Origin of the sequence: Bifidobacterium miconis, assembly GCF_019331735.1 — a bacterium.
GTDB lineage: Bacteria > Actinomycetota > Actinomycetes > Actinomycetales > Bifidobacteriaceae > Bifidobacterium > Bifidobacterium miconis.
The window spans coordinates 1-22,742 of the sequence record NZ_JAHBBH010000043.1 but is presented as its reverse complement, the minus strand read 5'-3'; the positions used below and the strand labels follow the sequence as shown (position 1 = coordinate 22,742).

The window sequence follows — 22,742 nt, the reverse complement described above, 5'->3', positions numbered from 1 at the left end:
CTTGCCGCTTTGACGCGGTCCGGTGACGGAAACGATCGGAAACCATGCGGCGGACCGTTGCACCTGTTCGGTAAGCAATCGTGGGATCATGCAAGGCTCCTTCAGCTCGGAAAACCAAAACCTTGCTGTATACATTACCATAACATTGCTCTAGCAATAACCAGAACTTTGCTGCTGGTTTTACCAAAACCTTGCTGTTGCGTAATGCGAGGTCTGCATTACGGGTGATGTCCGACGGCCTGCTCGCCCCTGTCATACCCCCATCATGGACATAGTCGCCTTTTGTGTAGCGCGGATCGGCTTACCGCGCTACGTCGATGGATTGCAATAGAGCCATGACGAACAACGGCAACGATTCTGAAATATCCATTCAGGTCATGGTGGCCGGCCATATGCACATCTCCCCGATCCTCCCGCCGACGAAAACGCGCTCTGACGGGACGGCCATCAACGGCCATCACTCGACCGGCTTGATTCCGTCGTCGGCGACCTGCCGAATCGCGGCTTCCAGTTCCGCAGCCTTCGCCCTGGCTTTGACAGGGTCGAGCGGCGTGCTATCGTCCCAGTATTCGATGTAAGACGCGATCTTCCTGCGGTAGTCGTTCCAGTTGAGCACGTCGAGCTGGTTGAAATCGCCGTCGTATTCGGCTCGCCAGCGCAGCCACGCGCCCGGAAACACGGGGATGAGACTGTTGGTGGCGGTCTCTCTGATCGCGATCACCCATTCGAGCGCCTTGTCAGAATCGTCGGTGAGCTGGTGGTTGTTGTCCGCCAGTTCGGGGATGAGCACGTCGTTGGCGTATGCGCGCATCACGTGCCCGTCGTTCGCGTCGAACGTGGCGTTGACCATGGGAGTCAGCTCGCCGCATTCGAACGAGCGGTTCAGATCGAGGAAACCGCACGGGTCGCCCGGTTCCACCTGCGGCACGGACCAGTCGTCAGGCTGTTCCATGCGTTCGTCGTACCAGTGCGTGATCGGCAGCGCGAAATCGGCGCCGCCCTCGCCGAACCATTCGACGTGCAGGTCGAGATGATTGAATTCGAATGTGGCGATCCATTCCTCAATGGCCCGCTTGTCGAGGTTGCCTTGGCCGAGCCGGAGTTCCTTCCAGTCGCCGGCGCTCATGGCCGTCTGTTCGCCAAGCCGTTCGATGCTCGCGTCCAGTTCGGCGTCCATCATCGCGGCAGGGAACGCATCGGCCGCATTGTCCGGCGCAATCTGACCGTCCACCCCCGCCGGTCTGTCGTCGGCAAGGTTCAGCGAACCGAAACCGGCGATGTGCATGAGCCCGCAGTGTCGGATTTCGTCCGGCGTGGTCGCTTCACGCATGCCGTGGCATTGCTTCAGATGGTCGAGGATCAGGCCGAGCCACCGGACGAGCTGTCACGCAGTGACTGAGGGGTAGTCAGAACCCATCACATTAAATCCGACAAAGTACTAGGTCAGGTCAGGACAAGCCATCGATCAGCCGGAGATACCGGTGTCCGATACGTCGATGAAACGGTGTCCGACCAAACCTACCAGCCAACGCTCGGTGACCGTGTACTTGGGGTAGAGCTGCTGCAGCGCCTTGGCGTACAACGCCTGTTGTCCGCAGTAGTCGTCGTGCAGGCGTCGCATCCAGCGTGCAATGCCGGAGTCGCCGTCGTCGCGCATCGCGTCGGTCTTGTAGTCGAACAGGACGATGCTGCGCGTCGCGTCGTCGACGTAGTAGCCGTCGATGACACCGCGCACGATGACCCCGTCGCCCGTGACTCCCCCGCGTGCCGCGGCACCGGCGCTGTCCGCACCTTCCGTCCCACTCACGGACAATCCGCCCGTGGCCGCGATTCCTCGCAGTTCCCGGTCGTCGAGCAGCAACGAGAACGGTGCTTCGCGGTACAGCCGGTCGCGATGCGCGCGGATGCCATCCGCCAGCGACGCACCGCCGCCGAGCATCCCATCCCCCGGGCACACGAACCACATCATGCCGTCGAACAGCGGACCGTGTTCGATCTCGCGCGCGGCCGCGTCGGAAATGATCCGCGCCGCGGCGAGCCGATGGATCACCGCGCGTAACTGTGCGGCGCATGCAGCGGACTCCGCCGGCGTCGACCAGTCGAATTGTTCAAGCACGTTGTGCACGCCGGTGCCGATTTCGGCGGCGGACGGTCCTGCCCCGAGTCCGGTCATGAAATCCGGCAGCGGGTAGGCGGAGAACCGCCATGAACGCTCGTCCGCATTGTCCTGAACGATGGTTCCGCCGGATGCCGACGATGACACGTCATCGTCGTCGAGCCCGTCCTGTGCCATGGCTTGAGCCCAGTTGCGGATGCCCGACGCGTTGAGCGTGAGCGGACGGCGTTGCCCGTCCGGCACGCGTTCGTCGACCGACGCGAATCCTTCCGGCGACGGACGCTTCGCGGCAATGGCCCGCTCCGAGCAGCCCTGTTCGTCGTCCTGTCGGGATGGCACACGCACGTCCTCCAGATCGCGGATCAATACGATGCGTCGGCCGGACGCGTTGCCGGCCGTCGTGTCCTGTGCCAATCCGTCCGATATCGGCAGGAAACCGAACGCCATCGACCCGCCGTCCTCACCGGTTTCGGCGGGGATCATCTTGAAGTCTTCCGCGCCTTGCTCGCCGGCGTGCAGACTCGCCGCGTGCAGCGCCTGCAGTATCCAGGTCACGTACTGGTTGCCGTTCATGACGTCGTCCGCAGCGACGGAGCCGTCAGGTCGGAACGCCTGCGTCCGCTCTTGGACCTCGGTCAGCAGTGTGTTGAAATCGTCCTTGCCGATGCCGGCGATGATGAGCTTGCGTTCCGGACGGGTCAGCGCCACGTACAGCAGTCGCAGCTGTTCCTCGATGGCCTGCCGTTTGACGATGCCAGCTAGGTATCGGCGTTGGAACGTGTCCACTACGCTCTGCGCGCGCTCGTCCGCGATCCTGCACGCGGCGACGCCGTGTTCGGGGTCGCCGGGCTTCTGCACGGTCACGAACCGCGGCAGGTTCTTGGCGTCATACGTGGCCGAAGTGGCGTCGGCGAGGATCACGGCCTTCCACTGCAGTCCCTTGGCCTGGTGGATGGTGGTCATGTGGACCGCGTCCTTGGTGGACAGCGTCACGGCCTCCGCGTTGACGTCCTTGTTGCCGTTGGCCTGCCATTGTTCGACGGCTTTGAGGAACGCAGGGATGCCCCTCGCCTCCGTGCCCGCGAATGTGCGCGCCTTGACGCACAGTTGGGCGAGGTTCGCCTGCCGCTGGTGTCCGTCGGACAGTCGCCCGCAGTAGTCGTACCAGCCGGTCTGCGTGTAGATGCGCCACAGTAGTTCGTCGATCGGATGCGTCGCGGCGAACGCACGCAGCGACTCGAACTGGTCGAAGAACGCGCGCAGCACACCAACGTGCTCGGACAGCTCGCCGGGCAGAGGCGAAAACGACGGAGCCTTGTTGGACGGGTAGGCGATCCGGTGCAGGATGCCGTAGTAGCTTCCCTTGTCCAGCAGGAGCATCGCGGCCAGATCGTTGTCCGTGATGCCGTGCGCGCGCAGCAGGGCGACTATGGGCACATCCCGGTGCGGGTTGTCGATCGCGCGCAGCCAGTCCAGCGCGATCATAATCTCCGGTTTCCGGTAGTAGTCGCCCACGCCGTTGACTTCGACCGAGATGCCGGCTTCGGTCAGCTCGTCGTATAGTTCGCCGAACAGTTTCGAGCTGCGCCCCAGCACCGCGATGTCGCCGTACCGGTAGCCTTCCTCGTCGTGCAGCCGGCGGATGCGGCGGACGATCATGTCGACCTGCTGCTGGTCCGGGCTGATGCGCGGCAGCGACGTCGCCCCGGACGCCGCAACGTTCGCCCCGTCATCGTTGCCGGCCCCGTCAGCCGCGTCAGCCACGCCACCTTCGCCGCCCGAGTCCCGCCGCCGGCGCATCAGCAGCTCCACTGCCGTCGCGTCGTATCGTTCCGGCACGTTCGGAATCTGGAAACAGTCCTGCAGATAGTCGGCGCCGCCCATGTCCTCGCGCATGAGATGGTCGAACACCGTGTTGGCGAAGATGAGGATTTCGGGAACCGACCGGTGGTTCTGTGACAGCGTCGACCGGTGTTCGGCGGGCACTTCCCGGCTTTTGCGACGGAATTCCTCGGGCTGCGCGTACCGGAACCCGTAGATGCTCTGCTTGACGTCGCCGACCATCGTCACCTTGGCGGCGTTCCGGCCGATCATGTCGATGAAACGGTTCTGCAGCGCGTTGTTGTCCTGGCATTCGTCCACGTACACGTAACGCCATTGGCTGCCGACCCGTTCGCGCACGTCGTCGAGTTCCAGCGCGGCCAATGCCAGATGCGCGATGTCGGGGAATTCCTTCACCGCGGCCCGTCGCTTCTCCTCGTCGTATCGCGCCGCGAACAGGCCGGTCAGGCGGACCAGCGTATCGATGCGCCGCTGCGCGGCCGCATCCAATGCGTCCATCTGCGCCGCAGGCAGCGCGAACACGGACCGCAGGTCTTTGGCATGGTCCCGAACCTGCCTGAGCGCGTCGACCGCGGTGGAGTTCTCGTCGGATTTTTTGACGATGTCGGGGAACAGGTCGGCCACCACGTCGAAATTGTCGCTTCGCAGCGTTTTACGACCGTCGTTGACCTCGACGATCACGTCCCGCGCGCGAGCGGTCGCCGCGACCACGTCATCCCATGAACCGTTTCCGTACGCGTCGTACACCGCATCCACCGCGGCGAACACGGGACCGAACACCCTGCTGTCATGCAGCAGACGCACGCCGTCGCGCGGATCCCCGCGTTCCGCCGCGAACGCGGCGAGCATGTCCGCGACCTGCGCGCGCAACCGTTCCAAGACCTCATGCCGTTCGTTCATGAACGCGTCGACGATCCAGCTGACGCCGCGCACCGGCCGCAAACCGTCGAAACGCGCCCGGTACGGTTCCGACAGCGTGGACAGCCATTCCAACCCGTTCGGCTTGGTTTGCACCTGATCGTACAGTCGCAGGATCTCGTCGGCGAGCATTGCGTCGTTGTCCGCTCCCCCGGTGTTGTCCAGCAGGTCGAGGAACCGGTCGTGTTCGGGATCGTCGGGCGCATACCACTGTTCGAACAATGCGTCGATCACCGTGTGCTGCATGCCGGAGCGGATGGCCGCATCGGCCATGATCCGGTAGCCGGGGTCGATGCCGAGCACATCCGCGTTGCGGTCGACGATGTGCTTGTCGAGCGCGTCGATCGTGCTGATCTGCGCGGTCGGCAGCTCGTTGGACGCCTTGGAGAACACCGCCGCCGCGGTGATCGGATCCTGTCTGATCATGCCCGCGAGGTCGCCGTCGTCGCCTCCGATGAGATAGTCGGAGTCGTGCAGTCGTTCGCCGTCGTCGGACGCGTACGAATGCGCGTAATCGACGGCGAACGCGAGGTTGCGTCCGAGCTTGGCGCGCAGTTCCGCTGCCGCGGCGATGGTGAACGTGACGATCAGCGATTCACGGATGGACGCCCGGCCGTCGGATTGCGCACGTTCCAGCAGGTCGATCATGACGTCCTGCAGCAGTCGCGTCGTCTTGCCGGTGCCGGCCGAAGCGCTGATGAAATACCTGTTGTCGTTCACCGTTCCTCCTCCTCGATCATGCCCGTCGTTCTGCCGGTCGGATCCGGCACGGTCCCGTTGCGCGCCGCGTCCAGCAACCCGTCGAGAGACACGGGGCGCTGCATCCGCCACGCGGATTCGTCCAGCATGTCCAATGCCATGACGTCCGGATAGTCGCTGTATTTCAATCCGTCGCGCCCGACCTCGGTGGAGTCGCCCTTCAGCAGCCGGTACGGCGCCACCGGCAGGTCGCCGGACAGCATGGCTTCGCACGCCGCGTCGATCATGCGCCGTGCATGGTCGCACAGCAATTGCAGCTCGTCGGGGCTCAGCACCTGTTGAGGCAATGAAGCCGCCTTGCCGCACTTCCACGGGCCGATGAGCGTTCCCGCCGTGGCGAGGTGCAGCGCCGGATGCTCCTTGAGCCGAAGTCCGGTACCGCAGATGGTCGCGGCGAGTTCCCGCGGCGATTCCCCGGCCGGTTGCAGATCCGTGGCTTCGCCGGACACTTTTGCGTCCGAGGATTTCTCACGGATCGGCAGGAAGATCATGCCGGCGATCGGCGGCATGGTTTCCCCGGACGCCATGACGGCGCGCGCATAATTCAGCAACTGCAGTTCGTGCCCGTAGTACACGTGGGTGCCCGTCGGGGTTTTGCCGTCCGCGTCGAACAGGACGTGCGGGGACGACTTGTAGTCGATCACCAGTGAGCCTTCATGGCCGTCCCGTTCGATGCGGTCGATGCGGTCGACCTTGCCGCGCACGCGCACGGTCACGTCGACGGGAGCGCCGTCTTGGGTTCCGGTGATGTGCGAGGTGAGCGCGGGCCAGTCCGCGCTGGTGCCGTGAATGTCGCCGAACTGTTTTTCGGTGAACAGCGGCTCATCGTGCACGGCGGCCGCGGGTGTCGCCGTCTTGCCCCGCTTTTTCGCCGGCGCGGTCTGTACCGTCTCGTCGAGCAGATTGGACTGCCAAGACGCGACCGTCAGGTCGAGCCGGTGCAGGAACATGCGCAACGTGTCCTTCAACTGTTCTCGCACGGCGTTCATGCGCCGGCTGGAAGCTAGGATTTCGAACTCGGGGTTGGCTTCGAGCAGGCTGTCAGTCGCCAGCGTCGAACCGGCGATCGGTTCGGGCCGAAAGTCGAGCCGCGCGAACAAGTCGATCAGCTCGCCGTCGGTTTTCAGCGCGTCCCTGTCGCGGTAGACGGCAGGTATCGCGGACGTGTCGCCGTCATGCTGCCGGGCGGCGATCTTCACGTCGATGAGCCGTTCCAGCACCGCGTGGTAGAAGCTGCCCTTGGTGGCCGGATCGAACGTGAACGGTTTGACCGGCTGGACTTTGAGCCCACGGGACAGGAACGTTTCGAACGGGTTCGCATAGAAGCTCTGCACCGCGGAGACGGAAGTGTCGAGTACGCGCGGAGAGGATTCGTCGGACGCGTCGGACGGCCGGGTGAACAGGCCGATCATGAGACCGGGGTCCAGTCTGCTGTCGTCCGTCGAACGCAATGCCAGCGGATGCGACGTGCCGTCGACCGCCGCGGGCAGGCTGTCCAGCGTCGGAGCCCCGACAGGTCCGTCGACGCCGTCACGGTCGGCGTCGGACAGCAGTGCCGCCGCGAACGGGGACAACGACTGAGCCGTGCCGCCGGCCGTGCGAGGACAGAGCATCGTCACCTCCCGCGCGTAGCGCGCCACTCGGTTGAACGCGGAGACTTCGCGGCGGGCCTTGCTGTGCACTGTTCCGGAACGCAGACCGGCCGCCGCGACGACGTTGCCCTGCCCGGCCAGCGCGTCGGCGATCCGCAGTCGCTCCGACTCGTCCAACAGGCCGGTTTCCCCGGGAATGGCGGGCAGCTGCGATTCGGTCGCGCCCAGCACGAACACATGACGATACGGGCGCATCGGGGTCGGGAACGCGACCACGTCGACCGCGTTCGACGCCCTTGCCTGATCGTGCAAGGGCTGTTCGAGCAGCAGCGTTTCCAAATTGTCACGGAACATCGGTTGGAAATCCGCGAACGGCTCGTCCCCGAACCGATCGGCCAGCGCGTCGAATTCGCGCATGACCAGATTCCACACGGTTCTGGTCTGGGAGAACAAACGCTCTTGAGCTTCGCCGTGAACGCGCGCATCGTCCGATTCCGCGGCGCCCATATCATCCGTGACGGTTTCCTGCCACGACAGATTCGCGCCGATCCGTACCAGGAACCGGACCATGCCGGTTAGCGTCTCCTGCACCGTGCGCGCCGGTTCGAGCTCGATGCCCGCGAATACGGGTCGGGCCTCGTCGATCAGCTCGCGCATACGGGACACCGTGTCGTTCAGCGCATGCGACGGCGACGCGCCTGCCCAGACCTTGGCCGGGTCCGACGCGTACAGCGCGTCTTTCACACGATCCAGGTCACGATCCGAGAATCGGTAGCGGCCGCGCAGCAGACGGGAACGGAACACCGCCGACAGTACGGTCGCGTCCGGCACGTCGTCGTACAGTCGCTCGTCCAGCAGGCCGAGCAGCAGTCCGGCGAACGGCTGGTCGGCCATCGTGGCGGTCGGAGTCGCGTTCACCGGTATGCCGTGATAGGCGAATTCGGTCGCCAGCATCGCTTGATACGGTCCGACGTTGCGGGCCGTGACCAGCACGTCGCCATAGGAGAACGGTTCGCCGTGCTCGTCGGCCCGCTCGCGCAGCAGGTCGATCATGCAGGCCACCTGACGGATTTCGTCGCATTCGTCCGCCGCGGAGTATACGGACGGCACGGTCGCATGCAGCAATGGAGGAATCGCATCTGTTCCCCGCGCGGTCGGGCCATCGGCCGGAAGGAGCGCGTCCACGAAGTCCGGACGGCATCCCCATTCCGTGCACAGCACGCAGTCGGCCGACTCGGCCAATGCCGCGGTGGCGAGCATCTCATCGGCCGTCATCCATTCGAATCCGTACAGGTAGACGTGCAGGCCGTCGCCGTGGTCTTTCGCCCATGGCGCGATCACGCGCGCATTGGCTCCCGGCATCGTGAAATCGCCGAACTCGTCGTTCATCAGCGCCAGCAGCTTCGCCAACGCGCGCATGCGATCATCAGCATCCGGAATGTCGTTGATGTCGTCCGGCCGAATTCCGGCGTTGATGAGTTCCGTCACCTGCACGGCGAACTGGTTTGCGGATCCGAACGTTTCGCCGGCCGTCCGGAACGTCCGCGGATCATGACGCATGCGCGACGCAAGGAACGCGCGCAGCGTGAACGGATTCACCATGGGTTTCGCATAGCGCCCGCCGTACCGGTTGCCGATCACCGAACGGGCCATGCTCGTGAACGAATGCACCTCAAGCGTCACGCCCGGTCGTCCCACGGGATGATCGCGCAGATACGCAAGCACCCGGCGCTCCGCATAGGGGCGCAGCCGCGCCGGCGTAATCATGATGAACCGTTCGTCGCCCCTGTCGGCCCTGTCGGCTTCGTCGGGCCCGGTGGACTTGCTGACCCCGTCGGCGCTTGCCCCGTCGGAGTCGCTGACGTCCCATGTCCGGCCGACCCCGTTGACTCCGTCGCCCCTGTCGGCGGCCATATCCGCCGCAGCGCGGGATATCAGCGCATCCAGCGAGTCTTCGCCGCCGTCCGTTTCCAGGATGTTCAAGCCCATGAGGCCTCCTCGCGTCATATCCTTACCTCTTGCCAATGTACACTTCCTGCACTGCGCGCCATGCCCCCGACTCGCAGCTTTCTCGCATCTGTCTTGGGATCATTCGGTGAACTCCTCCGGGTTCACGCCGATCAGGCTGAAATCGAGCACGTCAAGAGGCGTATCCTCATCCAAGTCGAGGTAGTCTTCTTCGTAAAACCACGGGCGCGACACGAATTCCAATCCGTTTATGAGATGCGGATTGTCTGCGTCATCGTAAGTGAGCAACTGGTTGAGTGCTGCCAGTCGGATAATGTCCTCAAAATCACCCTGCCATGTGGCGTCATCCGCGTATGGCTCCCATGAGACGTCGTTACCGTCCCAATCCGCGTCGAACAGCCACGCCTTGTCCCTCGCACGACGGATCGCGTACTCGATGCCTACGGCCTTCGACCCATGCTTCAGCCCCTGCGTTTCCGGCTTGATCATGATGGTCATAGTTCTTGTTTTCCTTTCTTCTCACCTTGCATAGAACCGGCATGAAATGTTTTTTTGGATGGCATCGCTTCTCAGCTGCGCATGCCGACATGGTCGCGTGCATCGTTCACGTCGTCCCTGACCTGCCGTTCGCACCGTCATCATGCCAGTCGTCCGTATGCCAGCAGATACGCCGGGCGAGCTTGCCGACGGCGCCATAGTCTTGCATTGAGTCGATGCCGATCTGGCGCGAGTGCAGGACTGGATCGTTGCCATCGCCAACCGTCAGACTCTGAACTGTCAGAATCCCCAGTGTCCTTCGTGTCCTTCGCCGGTGACCTCGAAGCGCACGGTCGGCTCCTCGGGCGGCTGGGCGACGAACCGTTCGATCAGATCCATTTGCGGTCGGCTGATGCCGATGCACGAGTCGGGACCGACGGCGAGCACCGGTGCGGTAGGCTTGTGGGCTTGTATGGCGAGTCCGGCCTGATAGGTGGTTTCCTCGTCGTCGATCCACACGATTGGCCGACCCAATGCCAAATGGTTGAGTACCATACGCCGTTTGCCCGTGTATCGGCCTTCGCGGGTGACCGGATCGTACCAGTGCAATGTGGGCCAAGTGACGCCGAGCTTGGGGTTGAGGGTGTCGATGTACGGTTGCCATGTGCTCAGCCACAGGATCTGCGCGTCAAGCGCGTTGAGCCGTTCGACGAGTTCGCCGGACCAGGTGATCTTCAGCCGGCCGTGATACCGGCCGGCCCACGCCTTGTCCGTGTGGTCTGGAATGAACCAGTTTGCCGGATCGTACACGGGGATGCGGGGATCCCCGGGCTTCATCCACGTGGTCGAGTTTTGCCTGCGGCGCACCTTCTCGTCGGGGAACTGGTTGATCACCCCGTCGAAATCGATCAAGACCAACGGCCGACGATCGTTATTCGTCATCGTCTCTCCTTCATGTCGTTATCGTTGATGGTAAACGTCTCCACGCAACGGCGCGGAACCGGAATATCGCCCTGTCGGACGCCGGATGCGGCCGAACGCCTGTCGCGCTGGAAATGCCGATCGACGGACGCGTCGCTCCACCGAACCGCCCGCCGATTCGGAAGGGATCACTTGTCTCCGCCGAACAGACTGAGAATGCCGCCGATCACGACGAACGCTCCGACCACAAGACAGACCGGAACGATCATGCCGAGACACCAGTTGATGATCCCCGCGACGACCGTACCGATCGGCGTGCTGAGGAACGCGCCGAACAGTATGGCCGGCGCCAGCACGATGAGCATCAGAATCCCCAGAATCGTCATAAACGTGATGATGAACGAAATCATGGCAACAACCTCCATTTGTGGTTGGGAACCCGACCTTCGAGCTCCCGTCTTGCCTGCGCTTTCCGGTTTCGTGGAGGAAGCCTTCCGCGCATCTGTCCTCTATCACCGGACAAGACGCCGTTCTGCGACGAGGACCGTCCGACACACCTCGAACGACAACGATCCGTCGGCGTGCCGCGAAATTGTCCGGTGTAATCAACCGGCAACGGCATCGGACCGGACGCCATCCGCGGAATGATCGCGGGAACCGTGCCGGCCCGACCGGTCTGATACAACGGATGGCAGGTCGTTTGACGGCCGACCGTCAACGCCGATGAGAGAGAAAGGAACCACAGGTCATGAAACCCTGCGCACAATGTGGAACAGACAATCGGGACGAGGCGAGGTTCTGCCGCCGATGCGGAGCGTCATTCGCGGCGGCGGCGCCCGCGCGACCGGCTCAGTCTGACGATTCGCCCATCGTCGACGTCGCGGACGTCGTGCCTTCCGATGATGCGACCGCGAAGCGCGGGATTCCGACCGCGATGATCGTCACCGTCATCGCGGCATTGGTGGCGATCGCCGTATGCGTGACCACGTTCGTCACGTACAAAATGGAACTGTGGGGCCCGCAGACCGTGCCCACGGTCGAGGCGTCCGACGCGGACGACGTGGCCAAGCAGCTAAAGGACAAGGGCTTCATCGTCAAGAAGAAGCAGCAGTACAACGCCGTCCGCAAGGGCGGCTATATCGGCATGGAAGGCGCGAAGGCCGGCGAACGCCTTGCCAAGGGCAGCGAGGTCACCGTACTTGAATCGCTCGGCCCCGGCGTACCCAAGGGCACGGTCGGATCCGCCGTCAAGCAGGCCGAAACCACGCTCAAGACCATGGGCGTGAAAGTCACCGAACACGAGGTCGTTTCCGAGAACCCGGGCAAGGTGTCCGTCACCATGCCGGCCGACGGCCAGCCCGTCACCGACGCCAAGGAGGGCATCCACGTCGGCGTCGGCGTCGAAGGCGACGGCGTGCCCGTCGAAATCGCCGGCATGGACAAGGACCAGGCCGAAAGCGAACTGTCCGGCAAGGGATACACGGTCACGCTCGAGCCACGGTTCAGCAGCCGGCGGTATCTGGGCAAGATCGTGGGCGCCAGCCCCGGCATCGGCGTCAAGACCGACGCGACCGACGTCACGCTCTATTACGGAGTGGACGCAAGCGGACGATACGACGTGCTGACCGGCATAAAGCAACAGCGGACATCGATCACCACCAAGGATGTGCTGCGCACGGATCGTCTTGCCGGGCGCTATTGCACGGAGGACGGCGACTGCATCACCATGAGCGAGAACGAATCGCAGATAGGTAACGGCACGTACTACGTGAGCGGCACTTACAACAAGACCGATAGTCTGAACCTGTGCGGTATCGCACAAAACGTGTACGTGTGCACGCCTACCAATCGGCTGGATCCTCAAGATGTGCAAGGATCATCATTGGCGAACAGCCTGATCTCCGGTGACACCGGCGCGTTCGAGCTGTATCAGGGTCTTGGCACCGCGTATTGCGGCGACGATCTCGCTCCCACCACTCCCGGATACGTGTATTGCGACAACGGTCATCTCTCCAAAGGAGACGGGACGCAACGAAGCACGGGTGAAACCTACAAGGCGGACGACTTCTTCGTGTACATGCCGGTCGACGCGGATCTGTCCACACTCGAATCGGACGGCTACTTCACCAACAAATCCGATTATGAGCCGGACAAGGATCGCCCATACGTCATCAAGCGCGACAACTCCGGTTACAAGCCGGTTGCGATCGACTCCAAAGCGACCGGCCCTCAATACAATCCGTATGTCCCGTCCGTCGGCGGCAAACCCGTCAAATTCAAGGAGGCTCCGAACAAGAAGAACGTCTACTATCTGGTGGAAACCCCGATCGACTGGAATCAGATTGACGGTACTGTCGAAACCAACGGCGACGACGGCAACGGATCGAACGGTTCTGACGCGGTTGATGATCCGAACGGAGCTTTCCGCCAGCTTGCGGGGAACTACGCATTCTCCTCAGGCAACGGCGGTTGGGGTACGGTACTGACTCTGGCGGCAGACGGATCGTTCACCGGCGAATACCACGACAGCGACATGGGCGTCACCGGCCCGGACTATCCGAACGGCAGTCGTGTCGAGGCAACATTCTCGGGCCGTTTCTCGTCGGCCTCGAAGAATGACGACGGCTCATATGCGCTGCAATGCGACGCGAGTCGGTTCGCCGTGGAGGGCAAGAAGGGCGACACCCACATCGAGAACGGCGTGAAGGTCACCATAACCGACGCGTACGGCATGGAACCGTGCGGATCGTTCACCGCATACCCGAAAGGATATGACTCCGCAAAGCTCAACAACGAAGTGAAATCATGGAATGCAGGCAGTTACGACTTCACCACCGATGCGCCTCTGACCACCAACATTCTGGTCAACAGCCACCAGCAGGAGGCGTTCTACCAATGGAAGCAATCGCAGTGAAACCGGCCTGACGCTCCCCCGCTGCTTTCGTCATCATGAAGTCATAATGACGAAAGCAGCGGGGACCTATTGTCCAGAACCGTTGCAAACCACTCTTTCCCGAAAGAAGCACCTATGATCCCGGAACAGTACATGAACCAGCGGGTCGGCCTGAAAGGCTACCGCGTGCTCAACCTTGATCTGGACGGCGTATGCGCCGACTACAAGGGCGCGCTGCGCGACTATCTGGTCCGTCACGGCATGATGGACGAGTCAACCGTTCCGTCGGATGACCGCTACGAGCTCGACCGAGCGTCCGGTTGGCCGTTCGACACGTTCGACGACTACATAGCTGCTCACAAGGCGGCGGAGAATGAGCACCTGTACGCCACGATGCGTCCGATCGACGGAGTGGCGCACGCGATGCAGAGGCTGGCCGCCGAACACGTGTACATTCGCATCGTCACCCATCGACTGTTCGTCGCCGGCCAGCATCGCATGGTCGTCGCGGATACCGCGCAGTGGCTGGACGAACAGCACATCCCGTACATGTCGCTGTGCTTCACCGGCTTGAAGGACAGCATGCAGGCGACCGTCAGCATCGACGACTCCCCGGCCAACATCGCGACGCTGCGCGAGGTAGGACAACATGTCGTCGTGTTCGACCAGCCGTACAACCGCGGGTTCGACGGGCCAAGACTGCGCGACTGGAGCGACGAATCGGTGGACCGGCTGCTCGAATGGTTCGACGATTGGCCGGAATCGGAGCATGGACAGGCGGAAGGAGCACGGAGATGAGCGGAACCGAACGGCATAACGACCAGATACACACGAGTCCGAGAAAAATGCTCGGAGATCCGTGGGACTGTCGGGACGACATGTTTCGTTGGAAGTGCGCCATGCTGCTGCTTGGACAAGACACGTGGATCGAACGTCGTGTGGAAACCGTGACGTTCACCGAACAGGGCACCACGAGACGAAACATCGGATTCGATTTTCTGCTGCCGAAAACCATGCGGATTGCATGGCGCGACACGGATACCGGAAACGGGCTGATCGCCGTGCCGCTCACGTTTCTGGGCAAGGGCGATCTGATCCATGCGGACGTGACCGTGGGCGGAGGCGATCCCGTGCCACTGCTGCGATTGGACGACAACAAGGACATCGCCGCCGCGGCGCTCGATTATTGCTTTGATGCGATCGAAGGCTACGAACGGCTGCAGGAGCTTTGCGGCACCGTCTTCCAACAGCTGCATGGCGGCAATGAATCCTTCCACGCACGCGACGCGCATCTCGGCATCGTCTGCACTCCGGTGGATCTGAAGGAAGTCAACAAGGATCGATTCCAGCGAATTCGCAATGTGCTGAAGAGGCTGAACGGCCAACATGTTGACGATGTGCCAAGTCCCGAAGACAGTCCGCAAGTCGGTGACAGCAATGGGGCATCGGATGGCTATTATCAGGTTCAGAGGCAATCCATACAGGCGCTGCTGCGGGGATTGGACCAATTCGTCGACGAGATACCTGCACAAGGGTCGACAGATGCATTGACCACCTACTTGCTGCTGCTGTCCAGCTTGTGCGAGAACTATGCATGTGTCGTGCTCATCCCGGAAGAGCAGGTGGGCAGCCGGTGCCTTGTCAAACTGTCGTTCGACAGCAGCTATCAGGAGTCCGACTGGGACCGTTATATGCTGTCCTCTTCGGAACAACTGGATCTGTCGTTCCAGACCGATGCGGCGCAATCCACACACATCGAGATCAATCCGATCGGAGACAGCAGCATCGCGCTGGTCGAATGGGATCTGCGCGGGGAGCGACGGAAGCGCATCCGTTCCAGCGTCGCCGCCGGCAGGGTGCACATCAGTGCGGGAAAGCGCGACCTGCTGCCCGCGCTCCACCTGCATTTGACGTTGTTGAACAAGCTGCCCACCATACTGGCGAACTGTGCATGGTCATTGCTGTTGCTTGTCGGGTGCGGAACCAACACATTCATCATCGGAAACCTCGAAATAACGAAGTCAATCGGCGACAAGATCGGGAGCGTCACGGACATTCTCGCGTTGCTGTTCACCTTATGGGTGGCTCGCCGCATCAATTCGTTCAATCACTCAGTGTCGCAGGATCTGACCCGGTACCCGAATGTCCTGATCTCCGCGAACCTGCTGATCGCCTCGGTCTCATGCCTATCACTGGGCGTCACCGCGATGGGGATCCAGCTCCCGGTTCCGACGCAGGCAGTGGCTGTCATCTGCGCCGCCCTATCCTTGCTGGTGTCGCTGCCAGTGTTCCATAGTTTCTTTGTGTGGAGACGCTGCAGGAAAGGCGTTCCCGCGTATCATTTGGATACCGATGAAGGCAATGTCGTGATGGAGGAGCATCGGGTCACGTTCCTCCGGGACAGCGGAACGGTCTCACTGCCGCAGTACAACGGCGGCTACTCTGACCAGGATGCCATGGAAGACAGGACGAGAAAAATCATCGCGGATGACGGATGCCGTCGAACTTGGAAAAAGGGCATTCGTGATTTCTTCAACCGCCATGTATTCCATGACCATGATTCCGTGGAGGAGAATCCGTCACTGTACCCCGCTGACCGTAGTCCCTACTTGGTGATGGAAGGCACCGGCTTGTCAAAGTCCTCCTTGGACGCTAAGGCCCGGTTCGTGGCCGTTCATTGGAATTAACCGACGCACTGTAAACGCAGACACCGGCAGGGGCCGACACGAAAATCGTGCCGGCCCCTGCCGTATATGAACGAGATGGTGTGAAAGTCAGTTCTTCCAAATCGGATAGCCCTTGAACAGCTTGTCGGCCACGAACGCCTCGTTGGACTCGGATTCGTCCACGGACGCCTGTTCTCCGGTGAGCGAGTAGACCATCTTCAGACCGGTAAGGTCGACGTCCTGCAGCGTGTATGACGCGCAGGTGAGCGTCTCGGACTGTTCATCCTGCTGGCAGTATTTGGAGCTGTCCGCTTCCATCGGCTCGCGGTACTTCGGGTCGTACAGGCCGCCGGTCTGATAGGAGGCGACGTACGCCTTCACACTGCCCTGCACCGTGATCGGCCAGCCCTTGAGCGAACGATCATAGGAGCCGAGCGATTTGATGCTCAGGCCGGAGGCGTCAGCGATGTTCTGGCAGCCATCGGCGGTGGAATTGGGACGCATGAACTGGCTGTCGTCCTCGTTCTGATACTGGCGGAGCCACGCGCAGACGGGGATCTCCTCGGCTTCATCACGGATTAGTTTCAGGAGCTTGTCGCTGGTTTTCGCCGAGTCGGTGAACGTCATCTTCTCGCGCTTGGTGTTGTCCGGAAAAATGCTGAAGCTCGATCCGGCGGAAGCTTTGGCTTCCCATTCGCCCTGCTGCACGCCGTCGGACCAGCTCGCCTAGTATGTGCCGGGAAGCACGATATCGTCGGTTGCGACGCTTTTGCCGTTCAGTGCGACGGTGGTCTGATCGGTGACGTACACCTTGGAGAACAGCGTGCCGATCTGTGCCTTCCACGCGGTGTTCTTGTTGCCGCCGGCATCCACCAAGCAAACACCGATCACTGCCACTAACAAGGAACATCACCATGAACGCAACCATCAACGACACCGCCAGCAACCGCGAGCCCTTGGAAATCGACGGTCTTACCGATACCGGCGGCCACGCCAAGGCAATGAGCCGTGCCCTGCGCTGCCCGCTGCTCGCGCAAGTACTCGATCGGAACCTGTGCGACGCGGACACCGTCCTGCGGATCATCGATCATCCGCTGTTCGCGCAGGCCCGCCCGCACTTCCTGCAACCGCTGCAACCTATCGACGCAACCGCCGATAGCAAAACAATACAACTGGATGACTACCGTTACGAACTGTCCCCCGCATGGATGATCGCACTCAGCGAACGGTTCGGACGTCGCTATCTGACCGAGCAACAGCGCATGGAACTGCTCGCCGCGGCGGATCCGCAGGCTTGGCAGGACGCGTTCTCCGCAGCGAAACTTCGGTTCATCTCTCCCCGTGTGCGCGGAGGCTCCAAGGAGTACGGCTGCAACCAGCAATACGCCCACCTGCTGCAAGCCGCCGCAAACATGCTGCAATCCGGAGGCTCCGAACTGCTCGGCCTGTTCCTCGCGCTGTTCCGCCTCTCCCCGACTTTGCAAGGCCATCTGCACGTCACCCCTCACGGCTTCGAATACACGTGTAGGCAATGTGTAACAGAAACAGAAACCTGGAATCGTTGAGATTCCGAGCTAAATCGAGCTAAATCGTTGGCTCAGCTGAGTATTTGGTTATGGCTGCGGTATTCCATCTCCCACTGTTGTCCACGGTGGCCTGGTCTGCCTGATCCCGTTTGTATGCGTTCTGCGTGACCTGTTGGCTGACACTCTGCCATATGGAGGTTCCGGCGATAACCCGGTCGAATCGTTGCTCACCGCTTCACCCGATGGGACTCGTGGTCACGTTCGTTTACCACCTTGCCCCATTGGGGCTGGCCGCCATCGAGCAGATGATGCAACATCCCGGCCTGTATCAGGTCAAGCATCCTTCTGCAAGCCTGACCCATCTCGTTCGCGGTCACGATCTTCACTAGCACATGCCGCACCGCTGCGATTCGCACGGTCAAAACCGCAACTCAGTCCGCGGTCGCCGCCATCGGCACCACCACCCTGATCGGCTCGGTCGACTGGCGCGTCATCGCCGGCACCGCAGGACTCGCCGCAATCCTCAGCCTCCTCACCAGCACGGCAGGCATCCCCGAGGTAGACGACGGCCACAACGTCGCCACCATCGCAGGACAGTAAGCCAACACGCTCCCCTAATGAGAAGCGCCCCGCCAGTCCTCCGCAACGGAGGCCGGTGGGGCGCTTTTGCGTTCCGGGACAACGGTTTACGTTCTCACTGCCGTGGGCACATTTTGGGCACACATTGCCGGAAATTAGGTGAAAAATAGAGAAAAATGCGGAAAATAGAAAAGCCGCTCAGCCCTACTCCCGTAAGGCAAAGCGGCTATTTTCCAATCTTCCCGAAAGTCGGACCAGCGGGATTTGAACCCGCGACACTTACGCCCGACAGCCCTACTGTCGCTTAGATTACGCCACCTCCAACATCTCGTTTGCCCACATTTTGCCCACATTTTCCTGAAGCAGCATGTTCGACAGCTCACTGCTGAGCGCGTCCAGATCATCGTCGAACAGGTCGGCGTACACGTCCAACGTCATCGCCGCCGACGCATGACCAAGCTGACGCTGCACAGCCTTCACGTTCGCACCGCTGCGCACCATCAACGACGCGGCCGTATGCCGTAGATCATGCACCGTCATCCTCGGCACGCCCGCCATATCACAGGCACGAGCGAACCAATTCGACCCGTCCGCCTTCGGACTGTGCGGCTGATGCACATACCCGTCCACGGTCGACGAATCCTGAAACACTAGCTCGCTTCCCGTCTTGCCGGCGCACTGCGCTCGCAAGAGCATGTCGAGCTGCTTGGGGTACATGATGGTGCGTATCTCATGCGTTTTCGGCGTGCCGACGACGATACGCCGGTTGATCTGCGTGGCGCTCCGACTGATGCCGATGCGACGCCGTGTGAAATCGATGTCGTCGACGGTCAGGCCGACGCATTCTCCCCATCGCATACCGCACAAGCCCAGCGTGAGCACAAGCGTGCGCCGTTGTCCCTCGCACGCGTTTGCCAGCCGGTCGAGCTGCACGGCGGTCAAATACGTGTGCTTCGACTTGGTTTTGCGTGGCAGTTCCACGCCACGCACAGGATTGACGGGGATCCGCCGATCCGTGACGGCGTCGTCGAGGATCCCGGCCAAGACGCCGTGCGCCCGGATGACCACGCTCGCGCTCTTCGGCTTTACCAGGACAACGTCTCTCCCCCGCTCGTCCTTGACGGTCTTGCCCCGGCTGATCTGGGCCACCCACTGCTGCGCGTCCTCACGCGTCACGGCAGACACCGGCACGTACTGCCACGTGGGAGCCACGTACTTGCGCCACGCGCCTTCCAGATCATCGTAGTAACTGGGTTTCGTACCGAGCCGCTTCTTCGCCAGCCACGCTTCGGCGAGATCGCCGACCGTGGCCTTGCCTGCCGTCGGGTCGATGAACGTGCCCTCGGCCTTGGCAACGGTGACCTGCTTCGCCGCCCACGTCTCCGCGTCGATCTTGCGTTTAAACCCGCGCTTGTCGGTTTGAGTGCCGTCGGGCTTGCGATACCGAACCCGATAACGCGCTCCCCCTGCGGTCTGGTATTTCGTGATGTTCGCCATTTCGGGTATGCTCCGCCCATCTCACGGCCGCGCTCGCGGTATGATGATGGGTGGAACTCCTCCTTTCGTTTTCCTTGTTGGGTGGTGTTTCTCATGTGCCGGGATGAATGTTGCAGCACTCATCCAGGAGTCAGCCCCGCATTCGGCGTTATGCCGGTGCGGGGCGTTTTCGTTTATTCGCAGGCCACGCCGTCGCCGTCACGGTCGAGCTTGGACGAGTAGCCGGGCTCACCCTTGTAGAGCGGCGCCTTACCTGCGGCACGCACGGCCGAGCAGTTCGCGTAGTGGACGTTTGTGGACTGCTGCGGAGTGGTCGTGGACTGCGATTGCTCCGTAGTGGTCTGCTGCGTCGACTGTTCAGACTGCTGCTGTTCCTGCTGTTGTGCCGCTTGGATGGCCTCTTGTTCCTTCTGCTTTTTCTCGGCCTCGCGTTGGGCGATGTTCTTCTCACGCTGGTCGAGTTCCGACTGCTTTTGCTCCTGCGTCTTCTGCTGCTCGTCGAGCTTCTTCTGCGTCTCCTCCTGTTCGCTCTTCTGCTGGTCAAGCTGCTTCTGCAGCGCGTCGAGATCGCCGACCTTCTTGGTCAGTTCGTCGAGCTGCGACTGCACGTCCTTGGTTTTCTCCTGCTGGCTGGTGAGCTGCTGCTGGAGTTCCTTGTACTGCGTTGTCGTGGTTGGATCGACCGGCGTGCCGCCGGCGGCGAAGCCAATGCAGAGGACTACGAGGAACGCGACCGCCCACGCGATGATTTTGAGGATTCGTCGCACGATGCCCTTCTTCTTCGGCTTATGCGATCCGCGCTTGCCGCCGTCATTGCCGTCATCGCCTCCACCGTCAACCGTCGTGGGCGGGACGATGATGTCGCCGGACGGCTGCGCCGTCTGTTCCGGCGCCACTGTGGCGTCGATGATCTGGGTCGGTGCCTCCGGCTCGACCGTTGGCATGACTCGGGTCGCTTCCTCGTCTTTCATGGTGATTCTCCTTTGCTTGGCGGGCTTCGTCGCCTGTCTGCTGGTTTTCTTCTTTGGTTTGTCCAGTCTGGTTTCGTAGCTGAGTCCGGTACCGGGAATGGACATGCCGGCGCGCGTCCCGTTCTTGCCGACGGTGACGTGCGGTGTTCCGCGCTTGCCGAACGTCACGCTGGTCACGCCCTTCTTCCCGATGTTGACGCGCACTCCCTTGCCGAAGGATATACTCTTACGGAATCTGAATCCCATGCCGCGCCTTTACTGCTTGCTCATGCGGATGGTCATGGTGGTGCCGAGCATGGTGGTCTCATAGGTGAGTTCCTGCTTGTCGGCGGAATAAGAGAAATCCTTGGTTTCGTCCTGCGACGCCAGAAGCGCGGACTTCATGGCTTCGGTGTCGCCCTTGCTGGTCCACTTCCAGTCGCCAGCTTCCGTGGGTGCCTCGTAGCTGCCTTTCCAGTAGAGGCTCTTGGTGTCGCCGCCCATCCAGTTGACTTCGATGGTGTCACCGGAAATGGTCGCCTCCATCCACGAGTCTTCGCTCTTGGAATTGGTCTGCTTCCAGTCGCCGGTCAGATCGGCGGACTTCGGCTTCTCCTGTTCCGTCTGTTGGCCGGACGTGCCGCTGGCGTTATTGGTCGTCGCGGACGTGTTGCCGTTGCCGCAGGCGGTCAGCCCGAACAACATTGTTGCCGCAGCGAGCAGCGCGATCGTTTTCTTCATGGTGTTCTCTATTCTCTCTGGCTGCACGCCGTTCGTGCGGCAAACCTTATAGTCCGCTGTCATGGAGCCATTCGCGGAACGCTCGGACGACCCATGGCATGACGTCGAGCTCGTGGGCGATCCACACCTCGTCGTCGCACACCTGCTCGGCCCGCTTGTAGTCGTCCAAGCGGATGAGCATGCGCGCCGCCTCGATGTCGGCCCGCCGCTCCGTCCACTTGTCCGCGTGGCAGCCCTTGTCGCCGTGTTTGGCGTGGCTCATCTCGTGCGCCAGTACGCACGCGTACTGGATTGGCGTCAGATTGTCGGCCATGAGGATCACGTTCTCCTCCGAGTCGTACGCGCCTTGCCAGTCGGCGGGCAGTTGGCTGGTGATGACCACGCGCACCTCCCACGTCCCGGCACCTTTACCTTGGTGCGTCATTCTCCCCCTGCCTCCCGGCGAACCACGCCAAGGATGAAACGCCAATCGGCGGGGAATCCCATTGGTTCGAGCGGTACCGTGGGATGCGAGTCGATCAGTCGGGCCAGTCCACATGCCAGATCATGCCATTGTTCGGGCCAGAGCCGCTGGTAGAGGCGCATGAGCGTGATGATGGTGGGCCATGCCTTCGCCCCGTCGTGGCGTGAGTCCATTTTGAGCAGTGTGGCTCGTGTGGTCATGGTCCGGTTGTAGATGCGGCTGTGGTGTCCGCATAGGTTGCGGATGTAGGTCAGGTGTCGTAGCCAGCTTTTGAGCAGGAACTGCTTGACGCCGAAATCCTGTGCGATGGCCTTGTTGACCGTGAGCCCGTCCGGGTATGCGGCATGGTCGGACAGGTTGCCGTACAGCTGGGATACGGTGCCCATCGACATGATTTCGACTGCGGCCCATATGGGCAGGTCTCCGTATTTGCGCAGGTTGTGCACCACGCAGGGCACGCCGTCGCGTTCCGCCCGCGCCATTTCCTTCGCATAGCCGCGCATCGACCTCGCGTATGCGGCGTTGTTCTCGAACAGGCCGGGAGTCTTGTGCGCCAGTGGCCCGCAGGCCGTTCCCAGATGATAGGCGAACGCGGTTCGCGCTTTGATTTCCACGGGTCCGATCGCGGCCCACAGCCACAGTCTTAGTTCCCGGTCCAGCAGGTAGGTTTCCCTGATATCGTCCAGCATGGTGCCGGGCAGGAAACGCCCGTCCTGTTCGAGAGTGATCCAATAGCCGCGAAGCCGATAGTAGTTCGTGTCCGACAGCAACTTCACGGCCTTCGACTCGTCACTGATGATGAGGCCACGATCCCGCAGGCGACGCACCTGTTCC

At 61.9% G+C, this 22,742-nt stretch carries 18 protein-coding genes and 1 pseudogene; 6 read left to right on the top strand and 13 right to left on the bottom strand.

The window, feature by feature from the left end; translation table 11 throughout:
• Positions 1 to 457: 457 nt before the first annotated feature.
• From KIH79_RS11090 to KIH79_RS11065, 6 genes are all read right to left on the bottom strand, one after another.
• On the bottom strand, positions 458 to 1,330 hold the full coding sequence (locus tag KIH79_RS11090) for a hypothetical protein (protein ID WP_219059426.1): 873 nt from the start codon (positions 1,328 to 1,330) through the stop codon (positions 458 to 460).
• A gap of 135 nt (positions 1,331 to 1,465) precedes the next feature.
• A complete protein-coding gene (locus tag KIH79_RS13150) occupies positions 1,466 to 5,596 on the bottom strand; it encodes a UvrD-helicase domain-containing protein (RefSeq protein WP_219059425.1) in 4,131 nt (1,376 codons plus the stop codon).
• Entirely contained in the window at positions 5,593 to 9,216 is a 3,624-nt protein-coding gene (locus KIH79_RS11080) for a PD-(D/E)XK nuclease family protein (RefSeq protein WP_219059424.1), read from the bottom strand. The genes KIH79_RS13150 and KIH79_RS11080 overlap by 4 nt, the downstream gene beginning before the upstream one ends.
• 99 nt (positions 9,217 to 9,315) lie before the next feature.
• Positions 9,316 to 9,693 (bottom strand): hypothetical protein, encoded by a 378-nt coding sequence (locus KIH79_RS11075; protein ID WP_219059423.1) that lies wholly within the window; start codon positions 9,691 to 9,693, stop codon positions 9,316 to 9,318.
• A 279-nt stretch (positions 9,694 to 9,972) separates the two neighbouring features.
• A complete protein-coding gene (locus KIH79_RS11070) occupies positions 9,973 to 10,614 on the bottom strand; it encodes a hypothetical protein (protein WP_219059422.1) in 642 nt (213 codons plus the stop codon).
• 167 nt (positions 10,615 to 10,781) lie between these two features.
• Complete coding sequence (locus KIH79_RS11065) at positions 10,782 to 11,003, bottom strand: hypothetical protein (RefSeq protein WP_219059421.1); 222 nt, start codon at positions 11,001 to 11,003, stop codon at positions 10,782 to 10,784.
• A gap of 338 nt (positions 11,004 to 11,341) precedes the next feature.
• On the opposite strand from KIH79_RS11065, the pseudogene KIH79_RS13275 reads away from it, so the two are divergent.
• From KIH79_RS13275 to KIH79_RS11045, 4 genes and pseudogenes are all read left to right on the top strand, one after another.
• Positions 11,342 to 11,410 (top strand): annotated as a pseudogene (locus KIH79_RS13275) (zinc-ribbon domain-containing protein); the annotation flags it as partial.
• Between the two features lie 72 nt (positions 11,411 to 11,482).
• A complete protein-coding gene (locus KIH79_RS11055) occupies positions 11,483 to 13,507 on the top strand; it encodes a PASTA domain-containing protein (protein ID WP_219059428.1) in 2,025 nt (674 codons plus the stop codon).
• A 114-nt stretch (positions 13,508 to 13,621) separates the two neighbouring features.
• Positions 13,622 to 14,284: a 5' nucleotidase, NT5C type gene (locus KIH79_RS11050; protein ID WP_219059420.1), complete on the top strand. Its 663-nt coding sequence runs from the start codon at positions 13,622 to 13,624 to the stop codon at positions 14,282 to 14,284.
• Complete coding sequence (locus KIH79_RS11045) at positions 14,281 to 16,173, top strand: hypothetical protein (RefSeq protein ID WP_219059419.1); 1,893 nt, start codon at positions 14,281 to 14,283, stop codon at positions 16,171 to 16,173. The genes KIH79_RS11050 and KIH79_RS11045 overlap by 4 nt, the downstream gene beginning before the upstream one ends.
• An 87-nt stretch (positions 16,174 to 16,260) precedes the next feature.
• On the opposite strand, the gene KIH79_RS11040 is transcribed toward KIH79_RS11045, so the two are convergent.
• Together KIH79_RS11040 and KIH79_RS11035 are read right to left on the bottom strand one after the other, a co-directional pair.
• Positions 16,261 to 16,860: a hypothetical protein gene (locus KIH79_RS11040; RefSeq protein WP_219059418.1), complete on the bottom strand. Its 600-nt coding sequence runs from the start codon at positions 16,858 to 16,860 to the stop codon at positions 16,261 to 16,263.
• A gap of 18 nt (positions 16,861 to 16,878) precedes the next feature.
• Positions 16,879 to 17,049 (bottom strand): hypothetical protein, encoded by a 171-nt coding sequence (locus tag KIH79_RS11035; RefSeq protein ID WP_219059417.1) that lies wholly within the window; start codon positions 17,047 to 17,049, stop codon positions 16,879 to 16,881.
• Positions 17,050 to 17,066: 17 nt separating this feature from the next.
• Between KIH79_RS11035 and KIH79_RS11030 the strand changes: the two genes are divergently transcribed.
• Entirely contained in the window at positions 17,067 to 17,717 is a 651-nt protein-coding gene (locus tag KIH79_RS11030; RefSeq protein WP_219059416.1) for a hypothetical protein, read from the top strand.
• A gap of 321 nt (positions 17,718 to 18,038) precedes the next feature.
• Positions 18,039 to 18,278 (top strand): holin, encoded by a 240-nt coding sequence (locus KIH79_RS13270; protein WP_219059427.1) that lies wholly within the window; start codon positions 18,039 to 18,041, stop codon positions 18,276 to 18,278.
• A gap of 288 nt (positions 18,279 to 18,566) precedes the next feature.
• Here KIH79_RS13270 and KIH79_RS11020 read toward each other — a convergent pair whose 3' ends face one another.
• The 5 genes from KIH79_RS11020 to KIH79_RS10995 all read right to left on the bottom strand — a co-directional run.
• Positions 18,567 to 19,754, bottom strand: coding sequence for a tyrosine-type recombinase/integrase (locus KIH79_RS11020; protein ID WP_219059415.1), 1,188 nt, complete (start codon positions 19,752 to 19,754; stop codon positions 18,567 to 18,569).
• A gap of 173 nt (positions 19,755 to 19,927) precedes the next feature.
• Complete coding sequence (locus KIH79_RS12975) at positions 19,928 to 20,971, bottom strand: DUF4236 domain-containing protein (RefSeq protein ID WP_236023816.1); 1,044 nt, start codon at positions 20,969 to 20,971, stop codon at positions 19,928 to 19,930.
• A gap of 9 nt (positions 20,972 to 20,980) precedes the next feature.
• A complete protein-coding gene (locus KIH79_RS11005; protein WP_219059414.1) occupies positions 20,981 to 21,445 on the bottom strand; it encodes a hypothetical protein in 465 nt (154 codons plus the stop codon).
• Between the two features lie 46 nt (positions 21,446 to 21,491).
• On the bottom strand, positions 21,492 to 21,869 hold the full coding sequence (locus KIH79_RS11000) for an ImmA/IrrE family metallo-endopeptidase (RefSeq protein WP_219059413.1): 378 nt from the start codon (positions 21,867 to 21,869) through the stop codon (positions 21,492 to 21,494).
• The coding region (locus KIH79_RS10995) for an Abi family protein (RefSeq protein WP_219059412.1) at positions 21,866 to 22,742 on the bottom strand (877 nt) is incomplete at its 5' end. The genes KIH79_RS11000 and KIH79_RS10995, both read right to left, overlap by 4 nt.